Below are 20,394 nucleotides of genomic sequence, written 5' to 3'. Positions count from 1 at the left end.
ATTATGACGCAACATGCACTTTTTATGGATGGAAAAGATTATAATTCTTCTGATTTCGCAAGATTATTCGATATGTGGTTTGGGACCGGGGTTTCTAAAGGATATATAAATGATTTAAAAGTTTCTCCTTACTTCGGTAATACCATGCAAACTATTATAAGCCCTGGAGCCGCAACGATAATGGGTAAGGGGTATATAAATGATGAAGCATTCCTACTTACTCATGATACGGCACACGCAACACTAGATCGTATAGATCGAGTAGTTATACAAATGAATCTTGCCACAAGAAAAATGGAATTGCTTGTTAAAAAAGGCGTACCAGCAGGACTTCCAGTACCTCCAAGTTTACAGCAGGATGATATATGGTGGGGAGGTGGAGTTGTTTATGAGATTAGCCTTGCACAGGTTCGTATAACAAAAGGGAAATCATTTATTGATGTGACTCAAATTACTGACGAAAGAAAATATGGAGATTTACAAGGGCAGACTGGACTGTATGCAAAGAAACAGTTAGAGCCTCGAAAAACACCAAAATTCTACAACCAATGGGTAGATTATGTTGAATACATTGGGGGAGCGCATGAGAAATTCCGATATTGGAAAGATGATTTTGGAATGGTCCATATGCAAGGGTCCGCATGGGGTGGTATGTACGGAAATCAGATTGCTGTATTACAACTTGATGAAGGTTATAGACCAGAAGGTAATCTATATTTTTCAACAACTTCAGTTGATGGTAAGCCACAATTTATGGAATTAAAGTCGAATGGAATGTTAGTGTTTACAGCTGTTTTTTCCAGTACAACAGCATCGATGATTATGGGTCCTGTTTCCTTTAGGCCAGCAGGAGTATAGAAAGGAGAAATCTTATATGATTATATACACACCAGACCTAGAAAAAATCGGAGAAATTAATGATTATGAATCGTTGAATTTCAAGAGAGTGTGGGAAGATGTTGGGACATTCGAGTTGAAAATTCCTAACGATGCACAATATGCAATTACATTATTTGAAGACAACTTCGTTTTAATTGATGAAAAACGTGTGGGTATCATTACTAACTACCATATTGATGAAAATGATAAAAGAACCGTTAAGGGATATCAACTCAAAGGGATATTAAGAAATCGGATTATTCTCCCTCCTTCTCATACAACTCACGATAGGAGATATGCTGAGGCAGAAACTGTTATGAAGCATTATGTAGATAGACATGCCGTATATCCAACAGATTCCGCTAGATTGATACCAAATTTAGTTTTAAAAGCAAATCAGAAACGTGGTAATTATCTTCAAGTTGAGAGCCGTTTGAAAAATTTAGCGGAACAATTAAAAGAAATTTCTTTGGCTTCAGGTTTAGGATGGGATGTTTATTTAGATGAACACGCAAGACAATTTGTGTTCGATGTACAAGCAGGAAAAAATCTAACTAGGAACCAACAAACATATCCACCTGTTGTTTTTGCAACAAGTTTAGAAAATGTATTAAAAAGAGAATTTGAAAAAGATACATCCAGTTATAAAAACACAGCGTATGTTGGTGGACAGGGTGAAGGTGAGGATAGACGAATTGTTGAGACTTATATAGAAGAAACAACTGGACTTGCTCGTAAAGAAGTGTTTATCGACGCTCGAGACATAAGTAATCAAACAGAAGATAAGCAAGAGAAGCCTGAAGCTGAAATTGTAAAAATGCTTAAAGATCGAGGAAAACAAAAATTAGAAAATGATTTTAGTGAAATTATTTCATTTTCTTGTTACGTCACTGAAAAACCGGGAATGGAATATGAAAAGGATTGGACACTTGGGGATATCGTAACGTGTGAAGATGATAAAATCGGTGTTCAAATGGATGCTAGGATTGCGGATGTAGAAGAAGTGTATCAGAACAATAAACGGGAATTAAAAGTTACATTTGGAACAACACGTTTGGATATTAAAAAGCTATTGCAGCGTGAGTTCGCACAAATAAATAACATTATTAGAAACTAAGACCATAGTATGGGTCTTTTTTTATTTGAAAGGAGTGTAGTTCATGAAACAAATGTTTGAAATCACTGTAGATATACAAAAGGAAACGAATCATACTGATATTAAATTTTCTCAAAATAGCTTGAACACTTCGGAATTAAATATCAACATCGCTAATGGTGGGAAAGAATTCACGTTGCTTGATTCAGATAAGATTATTGTGTATTTTAAGAAACCTGATCAAAAAGTAGTATTTCAAGATAAACAAATTGAAGTACTAGACAAAGCAAAAGGTAAAATTAGCGTTTTATTGACTACTCAAACACTTATACAAGCTGGAAAGGTGTATGGAGAGATATCCATTGAACGTGAAGAAAATGGAGTGAAAAAGCGGATAAACACATATGATTTTAGTTTTGAAGTGCGTTCGTCATTTTCTGCAAATGAAAGTATAGAATCAACTAATGAGTTTCAAGTATTTGATAAAATTTTGGAGACTGGTAAAGTATTAAAAGATGTAAATGTACCAGCTTTAATTGAATCTGAAAAGGTAGCAACAGAAGCAAAAGAAGCGACGGTTCAACTTACTAATCAAATTGGGATTTTAAAGAAAAAGCCTTACTTACTATACGAATATTTAAAGGTAGCAACAAAAGTGAAATTGATTGGTGATAGTATTACTGCTGGTGTAGGAGCGACAGGGCACGCTTTATCTACAAATCTTATATTCACTGATGAAGAAGGAACAAAATATTTCGAACCAGTGCTAACTTCTCAATCCTGGGCTAATCATTTTGGTAACTTTTTAAAGAGAGAATATCCATCTGTACAATTTAGGAATGTTGGGATTGGTGGGAAGTCTGCAAAGTGGGCTAATACACATAAATCTCAATGGGTAGATGGTAATGAAGATATTGTATTTGTACAATTAGGGACAAACGATAGATGGGATAGCGCTACAATTGAAGAGTTTAAAACAAATCTTGTTGAATTTTTAGATTATGTAGACAAACGAAGTAACTTTATGGTTGTAATGGCAGCACCTCCGTCACAAGACTATAACATAGATGGTACGCTGAAACCGCCATACTTACGAGATATGAGAGAAATTAATAAAACTATCTCAGAAGTGTGTATTGAAAAAGATTACCTATTTATTTCTCATTTTGACATGTTCTTTGATTACATTACAGCAACTGGAGCAGCGTTTGATTACCTTCTCGAGACGCAAGTTGAAGGTGGCTCACACCCGAAAGATCCTGGACACGAATTGGTTTGGAGAAATATACAATCTAAATTGAAATTAAAAGACACATATGGTACATGGGAAAGTTTATTAGGAAATGACAAATACATGATTAGAAATGCAGAAAAACTATCCACAGCTACACCTGCTACAGATAACATTTTTCGAAGAGGGAAAACTTGTGTTATGGAGGTATCTTCTAGCCATCCGGACATTGCAAACTTCCCAGGAGGGGCAGGCGGAGGTGGAGGTACATTTTCTACATTAAAAGGTTATTCGAATGACCTCTATACGTATCAAACATACAGAGTAAGACAATCTAATGATTTGTATATCCGATATTGGGATTTATCAAATACAAAGTGGACGCCTTTTGTTAAGTTTTTAAATTTCACACCGCCAAGAGAATCCTTAACAATTAGTAATGTATCCGTCCCAGCAAACTCAAATGCGACCGGAAGTATTTCGCCAACAAAATTTAGTTTAGTAGCATCAAAGGTTTACGCTATAACACCGACGACAAATCAACAAGGCGTTGTATTCTCTTGGAGTATTAACGCTACAAACAATACTATCGTCTTCAGATTTAATAACCTGACAGCAAACCCTATTACTATTGCAACGTTTGCGTTTAATATTTCTGAGGTTATCTCGGCTTAATTTTTTAATAAAATACGGATTTTACAGATTAAGAGGGGCGCATTTTGCGCTTCTCTTTTTATTTTGACGAGGTGAATGGATGTGAAAAGAATTGTAGACCGAAAGATATACGATGAGTTTGTAAGTGAGGACAACAAACGCCTTGTAAAAGACTTCTTAATTGAAAAGAAGGCGCAAGGTAGAGCTGAAAGCACAATCGATCAGTATCGTAGTGACCTGAGGATTATCCTATATCTCATTTACAAACATTTTGACAACAAGAGCCTTATCGAACTAACAAGAAAAGACATTCGTAACCTTTGCATTGTTTTTCAAGAAATGGATGTATCTAATGCTCGTGTTAATAGTCTTATGAGCGCATTACGTTCTACATTGGAATTCTGTGCAGATGATGACGATTATAACTATGAATTCAATGTTGGATCCAGGGTAAAGGGTCTTCCAAAGAATCCGGTAAGAGAAATCACATTTTTAAAAGAAGAGCAGATCGAATGGTTGTTGGATGAACTAGAAAAGAATAATCAAACACTCATCGCTGTGTATCTCGCTATATCTTATTACAGTGCAGCAAGGAAAAATGAAGTACATCAAGTTTTAAAAGAAGGACTAGATGAGCGTTATTACACAAATATAGTCATCGGGAAACGCAGTAAGAAGTTCCGACTTTATTACAATGAATGAACACAAAATTTAATCACCCAGTACTTACAAGAACGAGGCGAAGATAACATACCTCAGTTATTTGCAAGAATATATAGTAACGGAACTAAGAAAGTAGTTAAGAAAAACACTTTCAACTATTGGAGTGATGTGATGGCCGGTATGTTGAGCAAACGTGAAGGGAAAGAGATTTCTATAAATCCTCATGCGTTTCGTCATAGTAGGCTAGATAACTTACGTGAACAAGGTGTACCATTAGAAAAATTAAAATCACTTGCTAATCACAGCGATGTATCAACAACTGAATCCTACTTATCTGATCGTAGCGAAAATGATATCGCTGAAATCTTTGGTATGGATGTTAGTTGTTTTAAAAAATAAGGAGGTAACATAGTGGATCGTATCGATGTATTATTAAAAGCTTTTATTGCCACTTTCGGTGGCTTTTGTGGGTATTTCTTGGGAGGATGGGATGCGACATTGAAAATATTAGTTACGATGGCAGTTATTGATTATCTAACTGGCATGATTGCAGCAGGATACAACGGAGAGTTAAAAAGTAAGGTTGGTTTCAAGGGCATCGCCAAAAAGGTGGTGCTTTTTCTTTTGGTCGGCGCAGCTGCTCAATTAGATTCAGCACTGGGAAGTAACAGCGCAATCCGTGAAGCAACTATCTTCTTCTTCATGGGTAATGAATTACTTTCGCTTTTAGAAAACGCTGGGCGTATGGGAATCCCTTTACCTTCAGCACTAACAAATGCAGTTGAAATTTTAGGTGGGAAACAAAAACAAACAGAGAAAAAAGGAGATGTTGAATAATGGGTAAATTTGCTGGTTCAGGTGGACATAATCAAAAGGTGCCAGGTGCAAATAGTGAATATGGAATTGAGCATGTGGAGGACAGACGTTTCTTGGATGCTGTTGCAACATATGTACAAGCGTCAGGATGGAAATATGTAAACTGTTCAGATGAAGTAGGAACGACAAAATCAGCAGTTTGGAGCAATGCAGCAAATAACCACTTGCGAGTGAAAGATAGTGATGTAGACTTACAGTTTCATTTAAATGCTTCTCCAGGTGGTACAGGTTGTGAAGTTTGGTTACATCCTTCATACGGAAATAGAGAATTGGCGGCAAAGATTTCAAAAGCAATGGCTGATGCATTTGGATTGAGAGATCGAGGGATTAAATTTTCTACGGATTTAGGATGGATTAATAAAACTAAGACTGGATTACTCCCTGAAATTTGCTTTATCGATAATGAAACAGATATGCAAAAATACCGTGCTAACTTTGATAAGGCAGCTAAAGCGGTAGCTGAAGTTATTGTTGGCAAATCAATTCAAGCAAACCCAAATGATGGAGGAGTGGAGATTATCGTGAATAAATTTAGTAAAGTTGTTACGTATGAATTTGGTACAGCGTTAGTACCTGAGATGTTAGGAATGATGGATGCTCTTGGGTATGAATCTCGTATTATCTCATATGGAGATAAACAAGGATTAGTTAGATTTGAAACAGCATACCGCCAAGGGAATGAACTAGATCGAGCAACAGCATGGTTAGATGCTAGAGGACTTGACTACTTCTATACAAAAGAATAGTTTGATTAACAAAATAAGAGCCGTCCTGTTGGACGGCTTTTTTTATTTGTCTTCATTTTCTTCTTCGATCCAAATATCTTCTACACGCATGTTAAGTGCTTTTGCAATACGCATAGCAACTCGAAGTGTCGGCTCACTTTTCCCTCTAACAATCATACTTAATGTTTGATCTGTTATGTTGGCTCGCTTAGCTAATGCAGATTGTTTAATCATTTTATCGGCTAAAATTACTTTCAATTTACAATCCATAAAACTCCTCCCCTTTAAAGCGCTCAATCAAATTTTTGAAAAAACTTTTGATTTTTTTATTGTAGGACAAACAAGTTTGAATAGGTTGTGACATATACCTATACCAAAGCAGCTACAAAGGTAAGGGAACAGGCGTAGCCACAATAAAATAGAAATTCGCTACAAAAGTAGAAACCATGGTAAGCAAATAGAGTCTACCAAAGTAATTACCGATGTACCTATCAAGGTTCGATTACCACGGTTTTGATTCCTGCAACATAATAATAGCGGGTTTTCTAATTTTGTTTATAAAGGAGAGAGGGAAATGGAAAATGGATACGAGGTTATCGGAAATAAAATAAAGTTTTATTTAAATCAAGATCTAACAAAGGGGTGGAATCAAATTCCGAAGCCTAAGTTTAGAAACATGCAAGAAATAAATGAATGGTGTGGAAGTTCTGCTAATGAGATAGTTTGTCAATGGGATGCACTAAATCAAAATGCAATGAGTACATCGGAAACAACGGATTTTTTATATAGGTGGATGAGTTGGTATGTAACCAAACCCTTAGACACCACAGCAGCCGAAATAAGGAAGTTACCGGATGAGTTAGCGGTATTCATTACGAATGTTCCATTCGATGCAATTGACCTATTAAAGCGCACGTCTCAGATGGTTTTAGAGTGTGTATGTTTGATGTTTAAAATGTTCGTGTGAAGGAGTGGTCTTATGTTTAGGAAAAAGGAAATCATACCGTTTCGTGATTTTATGAACGGATCATTTAAAAAGCAGCAGAAGCAAACAAAATTATTAAGCATTGAGCCAATCAGTCCAATAGCGTTTTTCCATATGGCACAACCCCTTGTACACACTTATGTAGCACTTGGCATACTTGGCGGACTAACGATTGGAGCTGTTTTATTGGAAAGATATCTGGTTCAAAATGACCGGATTACAGCAGGTAAATTAGTATCAGATGGACTGTATCACGGACTTCGGATAGGTAGCATTGGTTTTATTGTATATGTGTTCATTCGAGTTGTAAGGATGTTTTAAAGGGAGGGTATGAATGTGATGAAGGAATGGTTTCATAAAAGAGCTATAAAGAATCTTTTAATTGAGGTATTCAAAAAAAGTGGTATTTACTATGAACACCAAACAAGAGGAGGTAAATTACCTGTTTTCCCGAAAATCCATCATGTTCTAGAAACAAAAGATTCTGTCCGATATACATTTACTTTACCAAACGGGGTAGATCCGCAAACGATTGAGAAGAAATGGTTTTGCTTTCAGCAAATCTTAGGGAGGGAACTGGCGATTGAAGGAGATATAAAACGCTTTGTATTGCACTCGTTCAAACATAATAGCTTACAACCGTACTTGTATAACTATTCAGATTGGTTACCACATCTAAAAGGACATAGCATCCCTGTAGTGGTAGGAAAGGACCAATTTGGAAAGTGGATTGTATATGATATGACGGATTCGAATAGCCCACACTTATTAATAGCGGGAGAAACAGGAAGTGGTAAAAGTAGTATGGTACGCGTTATTTTATCTACATTGATTCAACATTTGCCACCAGAATCATTACAGCTGTATTTAGGTGATTTGAAGAACTCAGAATTTCACTTTTTAAGAAGAGTGCAACACGTTAAAAAAGTTTGCATGGAAGAAGTAGAAATGGAGGTAATGTTAAACCAATTGTGGATGGAAATTATCAAAAGACGTAAGTGTATGGAGAAATATGAAGTAGACCACGTTAACGAATACAACAAAGTGACTACAGAGGAAAAATTACCGTATATTTTAATTTGCATTGATGAGGTTGCGATGTTGGAAGATGAAAACGATAGTATGAAAATTATTAGAAAGATATCAGCTGTCGGGCGATCATTAGGCGTATTTTTAATGTTATCGATGCAGCGGCCGGATGCAACCGTTATCGATGGGAAATTAAAAGTGAATATGACAGTCAGAATGGGGTTCCAGTGTGATTCATCGTTAAATGCAGGAATTATAGGTACACCAGGTTCAGAACTGTTAGAGCAATCCGGGCAAATGATTTTCAAATTAAAAGGACTAAAGAAAGTGCAAGCTCCAGAGTTAAAGTTAGAAAAAGCAAAGAAATTAGTGGCTCCTTTCAGAATGACAAAAGAAATAGAAGTAAGTACTGAAGTGAAAGAGGAGCCTTTATTTGGGGTGTTAGATGATGAGGAATAGAGATATGGCTATTTTGAAGAATTTGACTAAATTTCGTTGTATGTCACGGGACGACATTGTGGAATTACACTTCAGCCATTTGAAAAACCCAATAACATCATGCAATACGGTATTAAAAAGATTACGTAGAGATGGACATGTGGAAGTGAATACTACATTCCAGCCATATGTGTATTTTCCACAACCAAGCGCAATTAGAAAAACAAGTCAAAAAATACCACATTTCTTAGGCATAGTAGATGCGTATAAACAATTGATCCAAAATGAGAAACCTAAGATTTTTAAAGTAGAACCGAAGTATGGAAAAGAATATATGGAACCTGACATATTTACGATTTGGCGAAAAGCTCCCTTCTTTATTGAAGTACAAAAATCAATATACAGTAAAGCTGTAATGCAAGAAAAGATTAAAAGATATGAAATGTATTTTTGTGGTATGAAATGGCAAGAAGAATCTTGGCAGCCATCCAATAAAAAAATATTCCCCTCAATTTTAATCCTTACTGATAGAAAGTATGATGTCTCCAGTGCAAATTTCCGCATTTTTCAAGCGAATTCAATTAAAGATTTTCTTAATCAAATAACACCCAAACATCCAAAAAAAGAAATCTCTATTCAAGTGGGATCAAGAAAAAATTAATTTAAAAGGAGTGATTTATTATGAGTGAAGCAACAAAAGAGTTAAATGAAATTTTGCGTAAGTATAATGTGAGTGCTGAAGACGTAATTGAAATGATGTCACAATGGTTAGAAAGAAAAGTTTATGATGATCGTGAAGAAACTTTAGAGGAATATGGAGAAAACGACTTTATACGTTTAGATAACCTACATGCTGATATAAATAAATTAGATTGGAAGTTTAACTATCCTTATTAATCGTGCTAGAAATTAAACAAAACGAGTTGGATAAAAACCCAACTCGTTTTGTTTAATTATTTTTCTCAAACAAGAAATTTAGTATTGCTGTTGGACTATTAGGGTCATAAGTGAAAGATACTTTATACTTTGCTGTATTAGCTACAGATTCTACTTTAGGATCTTTTCGGTCAATTTTTATACGAATATCCTCTAACATGTCTTTTACTTCTTTAGTTGTATCAATTTTTAACGATTCAAGTGAGAATAAAAATACATTAGGGTCGTCACCTAAATAAGTGATTTTTTGAATTTTCTTTTGTTTATCATCTAAAATAACTCGGAAATTTTTCATATTGCCTAATTCAACAGTTCCATCTTTTATATTTTGATGTTCAATTAATGAAACAACATGTAAAGTTTTATCTTGATATCCTTTTTCTTTTACTATCTTTAAATCTTTAGAGAGTTTTTCTGTGTTTGTAGAACTACCCTTCTCATCTAAAATAGTGTTAAAATTAGTAACAAAACTTGTGACTTCAGTTGGGATTTCATCAGTTTCATTCTTGCTAGTTTGTTTAGATACTGAAGAATTATTAGAAGAACATGCTGATAAAATAAATATAAATAGTGCGGCAGAGATAATTACTGAGAATTTTTTAAACATAGCGGCCCTCCTGTTAATATGTAAGATTATCCATTTAAGCTAAGCATAACAGATTCGAATAACTTAATGAATAAAAAGAGGTAAATAGGGGATTTCGAAAGGGAAAATAAACAGCCACATTAACACCCATAAAACAGCCACAAAACAGCCACGAATTAATAACAAGTAGTGAAATCACAGAAAAACGTTATCAGACAAATGTTTAATTTATGCTATGCGTGAAACGAAATGAAACTATATAAAACGAAGGTATATCTTTAGAACGCAAGTTCACCAATGGGAACGCGATCAATATATGTCTCTATACTAAGAGGATTAAACCCTTGACACATAATGTGTTGAGGGTTTTTTATTTATCAGGAATTTTTATAGGAGAAATATAAAGAGGTAAACAAATTCAAAAACGTACTTGTTAATACTTATGCGAAATGAGTATCATTTTAAAAATGGAGTTATTTAAATGGGTTAAAGAGCCTGACTCAATTACATTTCAATACAAAGAAAACCACCCCTGATACTGCAGTAATAGGGGGAGTTCGTCATTTATCTACAGTGAATTATGAAGAATGTTGTCGTAATTTCTGAGTTGAAATGAAGAAACGGTTAAACAAAAATAAATTGTATTGACTCGTTCTATATAAAGAACTAAAATGGCATTAATTAGAAACTTTCGTATATTCGAAAGATAAAAATAATGTTTTTGTTTTTGTTATTTTATAGAATGTTTAACTGAAATCTCATTGGTATTAAATGAGGGGGAGAAGTAATGAATAAGGAAATAAATTTAAAAAATTTATTTAGTGTAATATGGAAAAAAGTATGGATACTGTTATTGTTTACGACTCTCACAACGGTAGGAGGAGCACTGTATAGTATCTATATGAAAACGCCTTTGTATGCTTCCTCAGCAAGGGTAATTGTTCAAGCTAACGCTGAAACGATGAATACATTGAAAGCGATGGTAAATGAGCCTGTAATATTAGAAAAAGTAGCTGCTGAATTGAATATGAAGAGATCAGCAGGTGCATTAAGTGGACAAATAAGTACAGAAAGTGTACAAGGCTCTCAAATTATGAGGATAAATGTAGTGGATGTAGATCCTGTACTTGCACATAAAATTGCAAATACTACAGCTGCTGTTTATAAGCAAGAGGTAGCGAATATACTGAATTTTAATAATGTGAATATATTACCAGAGGATCCAGTTCAAAAATATTCTATGCCTATAAATATAAATCACTTTAAGACGATACTAATTGCATTCACGTTAGGTATGGTGCTCAGTATAGGTTTTATTTTTTTATTGGATTCGCTTGATGAGAGAATCAAATCAGAACGACGAATTGAACAATTGTTAGATATCCCTGTTTTGGGTGGGATTTCTAAAATGAATAAGAAAAATATGAAAGATAAATTTAGTGGGAAAAATACAGTGTTATTGGGGGAGGGAACGGAGTGGCATACAAAAATAGACGAAAAACAAATGAAGTTAAAGGAGAAAGTATAATTGCGTATACCGCCCCAAGATCGAAAATTTCGGAGCAGTATCGTTCGCTTCGAACAAACATTCAATTAACTTCGTCTATTCATAAAAGCAGAACGATAGTGATTACTTCTCCGAGGTACGGTGAAGGAAAATCAACAATTACAGTTAATTTAGCAGTCTCAATAGCGCAAAAAGGTGAAAAAGTATTGGTAATAGATGCGAATTTACGAACACCAACAATTCATGAAATTTTTGGAGTAGAAAATACAATTGGATTAACTGACATATTGAATGAAAAAACAAATTTGATAGGTGCTGTGCAAAAAACTGGGATGGAAAGTTTGGATGTGTTAACTAGCGGTCCAGTACCATTTAATCCATCAGAAGTACTTAGTTCAAATGCAATGGACATGTTAATTCAAAAGGCGATGGAACGATATGACATCATATTATTTGACTCTTCTCCTGTATTAGAAGTAACAGATACGAGCGTATTAGCTGACAAGTGCGAAGGGGTACTTTTGGTGATCCGGTATAATCGCACTGTGAACGAAGATGCACTTGAAACGAAAAGGGCATTAAGTTTTACGAAAAGTAGAATATTGGGTGCGATTTTGAATGGGAAAGTATAAAGGATAGTTTTAAATTAAACATTCGTACGTGAAATGGTTCGTTATAAAGAAAATTTAATACAATTGTGATGTGGTGATGTCTCCTAACCGCTATCAATGGAGGCACTCGATTATGCTGTGGGTTGTGAAAACAACCTTAGATGCCAGTCGTCAAAAGTGTAATGTGAGGGAGGGTTAGATGCCCATGTTTTATTAAAGTTTCTAACTATGTGTTTTTAATAAAGAGAATATAGTTAGAAACTTTAAGTTTGAAAGAGTTAAGTAAGGAATTGATTAAAGGAGGAAGTTATATGACGTATCGCCGGAGGATATCGTTATTGCTTTTAATGGATTCACTGATAGTATTAACTGCTATTTTTTTTAGTTATTTTTTTGTAAATGCTAGCTTCAGTGTTATCACTTTATCATCAGTTATTAGCTCTATCACTTTATTATTTAGTCATCATTTGTTTGCTTTTATTTATAAGTTGTATAAAAAGGCATTGGAATATGCAAGTATAGGAGAGTTGTTAATTATATGTAAGGTTGTTACATTTTCTATACTTACTACAGCGGCTGTGCAGCAACTAGTCATGGGAAAAATGTATTTTCGTTTGTTAGTGGTTACTTGGATGATTCATATTTTATTAATAGGTGGTTCTCGCTTTATTTGGAGAATGTACAGAGATATTTATTATGTAAAAAAAGGCGATAAGAAAAGAACGTTAATTGTTGGTGCTGGATCTGCTGGGACAATGGTTGCAAGACAGTTGTTAAAGAATAGTACTACAGAATTAATGCCAGTCGCATTTATTGATGATAATGTCAAAAAACATAATCTTGATATTTGGGGAATTCCGGTAATTGGTGGTATGAGTCAAATTGATCACGTTGTTAAAAAACTGAATATTGAAATTATAATTTTAGCAATTCCTTCGTTAAACAAAAAAAATAGAAATATTATTTTAAAAGATTGTTTAAAAACAAATGTGAAAACGCAAATTCTTCCAATGTTAGAAGACTTAGTGACAGGTAAAGTTTCAGTGAATGAATTCAGAGATGTTCAAGTAGAAGATTTACTAGGGCGAGATCCTGTAGAGTTAGATGTGGATATTATTTCAGGTTATATAACTGATAAAGTCATTTTAGTTACTGGTGCAGGTGGATCAATAGGCTCAGAAATTTGTAGACAAGTTGCGAAATTTAAGCCGAAAAAATTAATTTTATTAGGGCACGGAGAAAACAGTATATATTCAATAGAAATGGAATTAAATGAAAAACATAATGATAGGAAAGGCGTATTTATTCCAGAAATCGCAGATATTCAAGATGAAAAGAAAATGCATTTAATAATGAATAAACACCTTCCTCATGTTGTATATCATGCTGCTGCACATAAACATGTACCATTAATGGAAAACAATCCTGAAGAAGCTGTTAAAAATAATTTGATTGGGACTATGAATATAGCGGAAGCGGCAAGAACACATGGAGTAGGAACGTTTGTTATGATTTCATCTGATAAAGCAGTAAACCCAACGAGTGTTATGGGTGCCACAAAGAAATTAGCGGAGATGGTCATACAACATAAAGATAAAATAAGTCATACAAAGTTTGTTACTGTGCGATTTGGGAATGTGTTAGGAAGTAGAGGGAGTGTTATCCCGTTATTTAAGAAGCAAATTCAAAAGGGAGGACCAGTTACAGTTACGCATCCAGATATGGTTCGTTATTTTATGACTATTCCAGAGGCATCTAGACTTGTAGTACAAGCCGGTGCGTTAGCAAAAGGTGGAGAAATTTTTGTACTGGATATGGGAGAACCAGTAAAAATAGTGGATCTTGCTAAAAACCTCATTCGATTATCAGGAAACTCCGTGGATGAAATAGGAATAGAATTTACTGGTATGCGCCCTGGAGAAAAACTTTTTGAAGAATTACTAAAAGAAGATGAAATGAATGAGAAGCAAATCCACCCGAGAATTTATGTAGGGCAAGAAATGAATGTTCGTATAGAAGAAATAGATAGATTAATTTCAGAATATTCAGCATTGAATGAATTGGAATTAAGAAAGCGATTGTTACTTTTAGTGAATCAGCGTAAAACTTTAAAATTATTAATACCGGTATCAGGTTAACGGCAAAAATTTATAATAAGACGGGTGCGTGGGATGGTGTCTAAAAAAGTTCTATTTTGTGCAACTGTAGATTATCATTTTAAAGCTTTTCATTTACCGTATTTGAAATGGTTTGCAGATCAGGGATGGGAAGTGCATGTTGCAGCGAATGGGAATATACAACTTCCGTACGTCACTCAAAAATATAATATTCCTCTTCAAAGATCACCGATTAGCGTAAAAAACTTTCGTGCATATAAAAAACTTAAATCAATTATTCATCAAAATAAATATAATATCATTCATTGTCATACGCCTATGGGAGGAGCAATTGCGCGCCTAGCTGCTAGAAAAATGCGGAGAGAGGGCACAAAGGTTATATATACAGCGCATGGATTTCATTTTTGTAAAGGATCGACATTCATAAATTGGCTTTTATACTATCCAATCGAAAGAATGTTAGCTACTACTACGGATTGTCTTATAACAATTAATCAAGAAGATTACAGATTAGCAGTAAAACATCAATTTCAGGCAGGAAATATTAAACTCGTTCATGGTGTAGGAGTAGATATAGAACGATATATTCCTGTTAATGAAAGTGAAAAGGGACAATTAAGACAAAAAAATGGTTATAATTCTAAAGATTTTTTAATGTTTTATGCAGCTGAATTTAATAAGAACAAAAACCAAAGCTTCTTAATTCAATCATTGGCACAGTTAAAAAATGAAGTTCCGCATGCGAAGCTACTGCTTGCTGGCGAAGGGCCTTTAATGAAGGAGTGCAAAAATATAGCGGCTCAACTAGGTGTGAGTAGTATGGTGCATTTTCTTGGTTATAGAAATGATATAGCCTCTTTGCTACAGATGTGTGACCTAGCTGTTGCATCGAGTTACCGGGAAGGTTTACCAGTTAATATTATGGAAGCTATGGCTTGTGGACTTCCAATTATCGCTACTGACAATCGGGGACATAGGGAGTTAATTAATCATAATAAAAATGGTTGGATTATAGATTGTGATGATATAAAGACGATGTCTGAAAGAATAAATTCTATTTCTAAAAGTGTTAAATTACAAGCTCAGTTTGGACAGCGTGGGCGTACTATTATTACAAGTAAATATTCAGTTAACGAAGTATTGAAAGAGAAAAAAGAAATTTATACAACATATATGGATGAAATGGAGGATTTAAATTGGGCACTCCATTGAGGGTATTACATGTAGTCGTAAATATGAATAGAGGCGGAGCCGAAACTTTAATTATGAATTTGTATCGTAATATAGACCGCTCAAAAGTACAGTTTGATTTTTTAACTTGTAAAGAGGGAGTATTTGATGACGAAATAGTAAAGTTAGGTGGGGAAATTCATAGAATTCCATATGTTACAGATGTTGGTCATAGGGGCTATATAAAGGCGCTAAATAATTTCTTTAGCACCTATACGCAATATAAAATTGTTCATTCACATTTGGATAAAATGAGCGGATTTGTACTTCGTTCAGCTAAAAAAGCAAGGGTGCCAGTTAGAATTGCACATAGTCATAATACTAGTAGTGAGGGGGGGACTGCTGCGAAAATCTATAAATGGTATGCTGGAAAATCTATATCCATATGTGCAACACATTTGTTAGCATGTTCAAATGCTGCTGCCAGATGGCTATTTGCAGATAAAGCCGATGTAGCTAGAATCTTAAAAAATGGAATTGATTGTGATAGATTTTTGTTTTGTCCAGAAATACGAAAACAAGTAAGAGAAGAATTGCAAATTGAGAAAGACGCTTTTGTTATAGGCCATGTCGGAAGATTTGCTCATCAAAAAAATCATGCTTATCTCATAGAATTATTCGCACAGTTAACTCGATTTAGGCCGGATTCAATTCTTTTATTAGCTGGTGAAGGGCCGCTTCGCGCGGGAATTGAAAATAAAGTAAGGGAATTGAATATGGAGAAGAATATAAGGTTTCTTGGGATAAGAGACGATATAGAAAGGATACTTCAAGCATTTGATGTATTTGTTTTTCCATCCATCCATGAGGGATTGCCACTCACTCTCATCGAGGCGCAAGGGGTTGGTTTGCATTGTATTATATCTGATGCTATTACAAAAGAAGTGGACTTGGGAATGAATTTAGTTGAACATGTTCCTCTAATAGATAAATTTGCTTGGATAGAAAAAATAAAAAATATAGAAACTAGTAATTTTTCGAGGAAAACACCAGCTCAAGTAGTATTCGAAAAAGGATATGATATAAAACATACAGCTAAAATGACTCAAGACTATTATTCTGTACTTTCGAGGTGAGTAATTTGGAGAATTTAACGATTTTCACCCCTACTTATAATAGAGCATATTGTCTTGCAAATTGTTATGAGAGTTTAAAACGTCAAACATGTAAAAATTTTGTATGGTTAATCATAGATGATGGATCTAGTGATAACACAAAGGAATTGGTGGATAGCTGGATAGCTGAAGAATATATAACAATTAGATATCATTGGCAAAACAATCAAGGTATGCACGGTGCCCATAATACAGCATATGAAATGATTGATACGGAGTTAAATGTTTGTATTGATTCTGATGATTATATGCCAAATGATGCTGTAGAGAAAATCCTGTCTTTTTGGGATAGCTACGGAAATGATGAAGTTAGTGGAATAATTGGACTGGATTTATATACAAATGGACAAATAATTGGTTCAAAGTTGCCAGACAGTCTTCAATACTCCACACTTTTTGATCTTTACAACAAACACGGTGTCACAGGTGATAAAAAATTGGTCTATCGAACAGAATTGACTAAGAGATATCCATACCCAATTTTTAAAAACGAAAAATATGTAGGGTTAGCATACAAATATTACATGTTAGATCGACAATATGAGATGTTACTAATGAACGAGGCACTTTGTTATGTGGAATATATGGCTGATGGATCATCAATGAACATGCTAAATCAATACCGTAGAAACCCGAAAGGTTTTGCTTTTTATCGGAAGGAACTGATGAAATTACCTTTTACGAATCGACTATTTAAGTATAGGCAAGCTATACATTATGTATCTAGTAGTTTCATAGCAAGAAATAGAAGGTTTATACAAGAATCACCATGTAAAACTCTTACACTTTTTGCAATCCCACTTGGGATTATGCTGTATTGTTACATCACAACAAAAACAAGAGTATCAGAAGTAACATAGGATTTTAGTATTAAGTTGAAAGGAAATAACAAATGACTATACTTTGGATGAATCTTGCTATAGTATTCATACTCGCATTTTTTGCAAGGTATTTTGCTATACCAGTGACTAATAGTCTTACATCAATAAAGCCAAATCAGTTTTTAATTTTGATGGCGGTTCTATCTCTTATATTAGTATCAGGGCTTCGAAATAATATTGGGGATACTTATTTTTATATGCATGCATATAATGTTGCTGATTTTAATTGGGAATACATCCAAAATAATAAAGACATGGGATTTAATATTTTTCAAATGATTTTAAAGGGATACACGAATGATGCTCAGGTTATGGTTTTTATCACAGCTCTAATAACAAATTTATTAATTGTATTTACCTTATATAAATATTCAAGATTAATTGAAATAAGTCTCTATGTATATATAACATCTGGCATGTATTTAGTCTCTATGAATGGAATAAGGCAGTATTTGGCTGCAGCAATTGTTTTTGCAGCAACAAAATATATTTTTGATGGTAACTGGAAAATGTATGTATTAATTGTACTCTTTGCTTCAACTTTTCATCAAAGTGCACTAGTGCTTATTCCTGTTTATTTTTTAATAAGAAGGAGAGCGTGGTCAGGGATAACATTTCTACTTCTTTTTTTAGCCGTACTTATAGTTATAGGGTTCAATCAATTTACAGAGGTTTTATTTAAAGCTATAGAAGATACTCAATATAGTCAATATAAAGAATTTCATGAAGGTGGAGCTAATATACTGAGGGTTGCCGTAGATTCGGTGCCGCTTATTCTTGCGTATATTGGGAGAGATAGATTGAGAGGGATTTTTCCTAAGTGTGATTATATCGTAAATATGGCTTTACTTGGTACGGTATTTATGTTTATTTCGACACAAAACTGGATTTTCGCAAGATTCTATATTTATTTTGGATTATACCAACTAATTTTAATTGCATGGGTTGTAAAATTATTTACAAAAAAGGATCAAAAATTAATTTATTATAGCATCTTGTTATGCTATTTTATTTATTTTGTTTATGAACATATTATTACTTTGGGAGTTATTTATAAGAGTAATTATTTTTAAGCTAATTTTAGAAGAGGATTAAGTGAGTGGAGGGAGTAAGTTGGAAAATATAAGTGGGAAGATTCCTCGTAAAATACATTATTGCTGGTTTGGAGGAAAAGAAAAGCCTAGGATAGTAGAAAAATGTATAAATAGCTGGAAGAAGCATTTACCAGAGTTTGAGATAATAGAGTGGAATGAAAAAAAATTCGATATTAATTGTAATATATATACTAGGGAAGCCTATGAAAAGGGGAAATATGCATTTGTAAGTGATTATGTAAGAGTTCATGTGTTGTATTACTATGGTGGAATTTATTTAGATACTGATGTTGAAGTTTTTAAATCCTTTGATGATTTATTACATCACCATTCTTTTTGGGGATTCGAACAAGAAAATTATATAGCTACTAGTACAATAGGTGCAAGAAAAGGAAATCAACTTATTAAAGTGTTTTTAGATTCTTATACAGATAAAAAGTTTATAAAACAAGATGGAACTTATAATGATTTGACAAATGTAGCAATTGTAACAGAAATTCTACATAATTTAGAATTAAAGCTAAATGGACAGTATCAAGAAATAAAAGGAGCAGGAGTTTTTTATCCTCAAACATATTTTTCTCCATATGATTATATTAATTGTAGAAAATTTATTACTAAAGATACGTATGCAATGCATTATTTTTATAAAAGTTGGTTGCCGCTGAATGTAAGAATTAAGGATAATTTAAAAGTTATTTTGTCTAAAATAATTGGTGGAGATAATATTTTGAAAGTAAGGAAAGTCTTTTCTAAATAATGGAGGGCTAATTATGGATTTGAATGTTGTGTATTCAAGTGATGATAATTATGCGCAGCATGTAGGAGTATCGTTGCTATCGCTGTTGCAGAATAATCAGCATTTTAATAACCTTAATATTTTTCTTATTGAAAATAATATTTCATCATACAATAAAAAAAATTTAAACTCAGTTTGTAAAAAGTATAACAAAACTATTCAATACATAAATTTTAATGTTTTGTTAGAGAGATTGGAACTTAATATTAATGATTCAATTGCAATAAATTCGTATGCTAGATTATTTTTAGCAGGTATTATTCCAGAAGAGTTGGATAAAATTATTTATTTAGACTGTGATTCAATTATCGATAGTAGTTTAAGTGATTTATGGGATACTGATGTTACAGAATATTTTGTGGCAGGTGTTTGTGATACGGTTAGTAATCAGACTAAATTAAGAATAGATATGGATAAAAGTGAAGGATATATAAACGCTGGTATGCTCTTAATAAACCTTAAGAAGTGGAGAGAAGAAAATATTGAACAGAAATTTATGGAATTCATAAAGAAGAAAGATGGTAACGTATTCCATCATGATCAAGGAACTATTAATGGTGTGTTAAAAGATAAAATTTTATATCTTCATCCAAAGTTTAATGCAATGACGCCTTTTTTCACTATGAGTAGGAAAGAAATTATGAGTTATTATGAGCTAGAGAATTATTATAATGAGATTGAAATAGATGAAGCAGTAAAAAATCCTGTGTTTATTCATTATACTCCTGCATTTGTAAATAGACCTTGGATAGAAGGGTGTAAACATCCATTAACATCACTGTATAAGAGTTATTTAGATATGACTCCTTGGAAGAGTACTGATTTATGGAAAGATAGAAGGGGGAAAGTGGAAAAGACTATTGCTTTATTATATACAAGATTACCATTTCGTATTGCGCATCATATAAGAAATTTAATTTTTAAGTAGATATTGATTTAGGG

21 protein-coding genes and 1 pseudogene are annotated in these 20,394 nt (G+C 33.6%); 20 read left to right on the top strand and 2 right to left on the bottom strand.

Features of this window, described 5'->3' with window-relative positions:
• The first annotated feature begins 3 nt into the window (after positions 1-3).
• The 6 genes and pseudogenes from ACTFNE_RS11975 to ACTFNE_RS11950 all read left to right on the top strand — a co-directional run bounded on the left by ACTFNE_RS11975 (position 4) and on the right by ACTFNE_RS11950 (position 6,145).
• Positions 4-858: a hypothetical protein gene (locus tag ACTFNE_RS11975; protein WP_073540821.1), complete on the top strand. Its 855-nt coding sequence runs from the start codon at positions 4-6 to the stop codon at positions 856-858.
• 16 nt (positions 859-874) lie between these two features.
• A complete protein-coding gene (locus ACTFNE_RS11970; RefSeq protein WP_270705982.1) occupies positions 875-1,996 on the top strand; it encodes a siphovirus ReqiPepy6 Gp37-like family protein in 1,122 nt (373 codons plus the stop codon).
• A gap of 43 nt (positions 1,997-2,039) precedes the next feature.
• The gene (locus ACTFNE_RS11965) at positions 2,040-3,881 is read left to right on the top strand and encodes an SGNH/GDSL hydrolase family protein (RefSeq protein WP_270705983.1); all 1,842 of its coding nucleotides are present in this window, start codon (positions 2,040-2,042) and stop codon (positions 3,879-3,881) included.
• Positions 3,882-3,962: 81 nt separating this feature from the next.
• A pseudogene (locus ACTFNE_RS11960) lies at positions 3,963-4,922 on the top strand (tyrosine-type recombinase/integrase).
• A 12-nt stretch (positions 4,923-4,934) separates the two neighbouring features.
• Positions 4,935-5,360 carry a phage holin family protein gene (locus tag ACTFNE_RS11955; protein WP_270705984.1) on the top strand — a complete coding sequence of 142 codons (426 nt, stop codon included), beginning with the start codon at positions 4,935-4,937 and terminating at the stop codon, positions 5,358-5,360.
• A complete protein-coding gene (locus ACTFNE_RS11950; protein WP_270705985.1) occupies positions 5,360-6,145 on the top strand; it encodes an N-acetylmuramoyl-L-alanine amidase in 786 nt (261 codons plus the stop codon). Before ACTFNE_RS11955 ends, ACTFNE_RS11950 begins: the two co-directional genes overlap by 1 nt.
• Before the next feature lie 42 nt (positions 6,146-6,187).
• On the opposite strand, the gene ACTFNE_RS11945 is transcribed toward ACTFNE_RS11950, so the two are convergent.
• A complete protein-coding gene (locus tag ACTFNE_RS11945) occupies positions 6,188-6,394 on the bottom strand; it encodes a helix-turn-helix transcriptional regulator (RefSeq protein WP_000340446.1) in 207 nt (68 codons plus the stop codon).
• A gap of 304 nt (positions 6,395-6,698) precedes the next feature.
• On the opposite strand from ACTFNE_RS11945, the gene ACTFNE_RS11940 reads away from it, so the two are divergent.
• Genes ACTFNE_RS11940 through ACTFNE_RS11920 form a run of 5 tightly spaced genes read left to right on the top strand, consistent with a single transcriptional unit; the run spans position 6,699 to position 9,473 of the window.
• A complete protein-coding gene (locus ACTFNE_RS11940) occupies positions 6,699-7,091 on the top strand; it encodes a hypothetical protein (RefSeq protein ID WP_000427397.1) in 393 nt (130 codons plus the stop codon).
• Between the two features lie 12 nt (positions 7,092-7,103).
• Positions 7,104-7,430, top strand: coding sequence for a hypothetical protein (locus ACTFNE_RS11935; protein WP_000488699.1), 327 nt, complete (start codon positions 7,104-7,106; stop codon positions 7,428-7,430).
• A 9-nt stretch (positions 7,431-7,439) separates the two neighbouring features.
• Positions 7,440-8,597, top strand: coding sequence for an FtsK/SpoIIIE domain-containing protein (locus ACTFNE_RS11930; RefSeq protein ID WP_002027563.1), 1,158 nt, complete (start codon positions 7,440-7,442; stop codon positions 8,595-8,597).
• Entirely contained in the window at positions 8,587-9,237 is a 651-nt protein-coding gene (locus ACTFNE_RS11925; RefSeq protein WP_042469569.1) for a replication-relaxation family protein, read from the top strand. Before ACTFNE_RS11930 ends, ACTFNE_RS11925 begins: the two co-directional genes overlap by 11 nt.
• Before the next feature lie 20 nt (positions 9,238-9,257).
• Positions 9,258-9,473: a hypothetical protein gene (locus ACTFNE_RS11920; protein ID WP_001287580.1), complete on the top strand. Its 216-nt coding sequence runs from the start codon at positions 9,258-9,260 to the stop codon at positions 9,471-9,473.
• A gap of 52 nt (positions 9,474-9,525) precedes the next feature.
• Here the strand turns inward: ACTFNE_RS11920 and ACTFNE_RS11915 are convergent, their stop codons facing one another.
• On the bottom strand, positions 9,526-10,119 hold the full coding sequence (locus ACTFNE_RS11915) for a hypothetical protein (RefSeq protein WP_000473087.1): 594 nt from the start codon (positions 10,117-10,119) through the stop codon (positions 9,526-9,528).
• Between the two features lie 766 nt (positions 10,120-10,885).
• On the opposite strand from ACTFNE_RS11915, the gene ACTFNE_RS11910 reads away from it, so the two are divergent.
• The 9 genes from ACTFNE_RS11910 (at position 10,886) to ACTFNE_RS11870 (ending at position 20,380) form a co-directional block, all read left to right on the top strand.
• Positions 10,886-11,626: a YveK family protein gene (locus tag ACTFNE_RS11910; RefSeq protein WP_046199006.1), complete on the top strand. Its 741-nt coding sequence runs from the start codon at positions 10,886-10,888 to the stop codon at positions 11,624-11,626.
• Positions 11,575-12,237: a CpsD/CapB family tyrosine-protein kinase gene (locus ACTFNE_RS11905; protein WP_046199005.1), complete on the top strand. Its 663-nt coding sequence runs from the start codon at positions 11,575-11,577 to the stop codon at positions 12,235-12,237. Before ACTFNE_RS11910 ends, ACTFNE_RS11905 begins: the two co-directional genes overlap by 52 nt.
• 290 nt (positions 12,238-12,527) lie before the next feature.
• A complete protein-coding gene (locus ACTFNE_RS11900; RefSeq protein ID WP_270705986.1) occupies positions 12,528-14,354 on the top strand; it encodes a polysaccharide biosynthesis protein in 1,827 nt (608 codons plus the stop codon).
• Positions 14,355-14,387: 33 nt separating this feature from the next.
• Positions 14,388-15,545: a glycosyltransferase family 4 protein gene (locus ACTFNE_RS11895; protein ID WP_270705987.1), complete on the top strand. Its 1,158-nt coding sequence runs from the start codon at positions 14,388-14,390 to the stop codon at positions 15,543-15,545.
• Complete coding sequence (locus ACTFNE_RS11890) at positions 15,530-16,639, top strand: glycosyltransferase family 1 protein (RefSeq protein WP_270705988.1); 1,110 nt, start codon at positions 15,530-15,532, stop codon at positions 16,637-16,639. The genes ACTFNE_RS11895 and ACTFNE_RS11890 overlap by 16 nt, the downstream gene beginning before the upstream one ends.
• 5 nt (positions 16,640-16,644) lie before the next feature.
• Complete coding sequence (locus ACTFNE_RS11885) at positions 16,645-17,538, top strand: glycosyltransferase family 2 protein (protein ID WP_270705989.1); 894 nt, start codon at positions 16,645-16,647, stop codon at positions 17,536-17,538.
• Positions 17,539-17,570: 32 nt separating this feature from the next.
• Positions 17,571-18,632, top strand: coding sequence for an EpsG family protein (locus ACTFNE_RS11880; RefSeq protein WP_270705990.1), 1,062 nt, complete (start codon positions 17,571-17,573; stop codon positions 18,630-18,632).
• Positions 18,633-18,672: 40 nt separating this feature from the next.
• Positions 18,673-19,413 carry a glycosyltransferase family 32 protein gene (locus tag ACTFNE_RS11875; RefSeq protein WP_270705991.1) on the top strand — a complete coding sequence of 247 codons (741 nt, stop codon included), beginning with the start codon at positions 18,673-18,675 and terminating at the stop codon, positions 19,411-19,413.
• Positions 19,414-19,426: 13 nt separating this feature from the next.
• The gene (locus ACTFNE_RS11870; protein WP_270705992.1) at positions 19,427-20,380 is read left to right on the top strand and encodes a glycosyltransferase family 8 protein; all 954 of its coding nucleotides are present in this window, start codon (positions 19,427-19,429) and stop codon (positions 20,378-20,380) included.
• The last annotated feature ends 14 nt before the right edge of the window (positions 20,381-20,394 follow it).

Origin of the sequence: Bacillus cereus group sp. MYBKT111-2 (assembly GCF_051915205.1) — a bacterium.
Taxonomy (GTDB): Bacteria; Bacillota; Bacilli; order Bacillales; family Bacillaceae_G; genus Bacillus_A; species Bacillus_A paranthracis.
The sequence above is the reverse complement of the archived record's forward strand: the minus strand, read 5'-3'. Positions and strand labels throughout refer to the sequence as shown.

Excerpts from the sequence above, each read along its gene's own strand:
- ACTFNE_RS11975 (WP_073540821.1), top strand. The coding sequence starts at position 4 with ATGACGCAACATGCACTTTTTATGGATGGAAAAGATTATAATTCTTCT.
- ACTFNE_RS11970 (WP_270705982.1), top strand. The coding sequence starts at position 875 with ATGATTATATACACACCAGACCTAGAAAAAATCGGAGAAATTAATGAT.
- ACTFNE_RS11965 (WP_270705983.1), top strand. The coding sequence starts at position 2,040 with ATGAAACAAATGTTTGAAATCACTGTAGATATACAAAAGGAAACGAAT.
- ACTFNE_RS11950 (WP_270705985.1), top strand. The coding sequence starts at position 5,360 with ATGGGTAAATTTGCTGGTTCAGGTGGACATAATCAAAAGGTGCCAGGT.
- ACTFNE_RS11945 (WP_000340446.1), bottom strand. The coding sequence starts at position 6,394 with ATGGATTGTAAATTGAAAGTAATTTTAGCCGATAAAATGATTAAACAA.
- ACTFNE_RS11940 (WP_000427397.1), top strand. The coding sequence starts at position 6,699 with ATGGAAAATGGATACGAGGTTATCGGAAATAAAATAAAGTTTTATTTA.
- ACTFNE_RS11935 (WP_000488699.1), top strand. The coding sequence starts at position 7,104 with ATGTTTAGGAAAAAGGAAATCATACCGTTTCGTGATTTTATGAACGGA.
- ACTFNE_RS11930 (WP_002027563.1), top strand. The coding sequence starts at position 7,440 with ATGAATGTGATGAAGGAATGGTTTCATAAAAGAGCTATAAAGAATCTT.
- ACTFNE_RS11925 (WP_042469569.1), top strand. The coding sequence starts at position 8,587 with ATGAGGAATAGAGATATGGCTATTTTGAAGAATTTGACTAAATTTCGT.
- ACTFNE_RS11920 (WP_001287580.1), top strand. The coding sequence starts at position 9,258 with ATGAGTGAAGCAACAAAAGAGTTAAATGAAATTTTGCGTAAGTATAAT.
- ACTFNE_RS11915 (WP_000473087.1), bottom strand. The coding sequence starts at position 10,119 with ATGTTTAAAAAATTCTCAGTAATTATCTCTGCCGCACTATTTATATTT.
- ACTFNE_RS11910 (WP_046199006.1), top strand. The coding sequence starts at position 10,886 with ATGAATAAGGAAATAAATTTAAAAAATTTATTTAGTGTAATATGGAAA.
- ACTFNE_RS11900 (WP_270705986.1), top strand. The coding sequence starts at position 12,528 with ATGACGTATCGCCGGAGGATATCGTTATTGCTTTTAATGGATTCACTG.
- ACTFNE_RS11895 (WP_270705987.1), top strand. The coding sequence starts at position 14,388 with ATGGTGTCTAAAAAAGTTCTATTTTGTGCAACTGTAGATTATCATTTT.
- ACTFNE_RS11880 (WP_270705990.1), top strand. The coding sequence starts at position 17,571 with ATGACTATACTTTGGATGAATCTTGCTATAGTATTCATACTCGCATTT.
- ACTFNE_RS11870 (WP_270705992.1), top strand. The coding sequence starts at position 19,427 with ATGGATTTGAATGTTGTGTATTCAAGTGATGATAATTATGCGCAGCAT.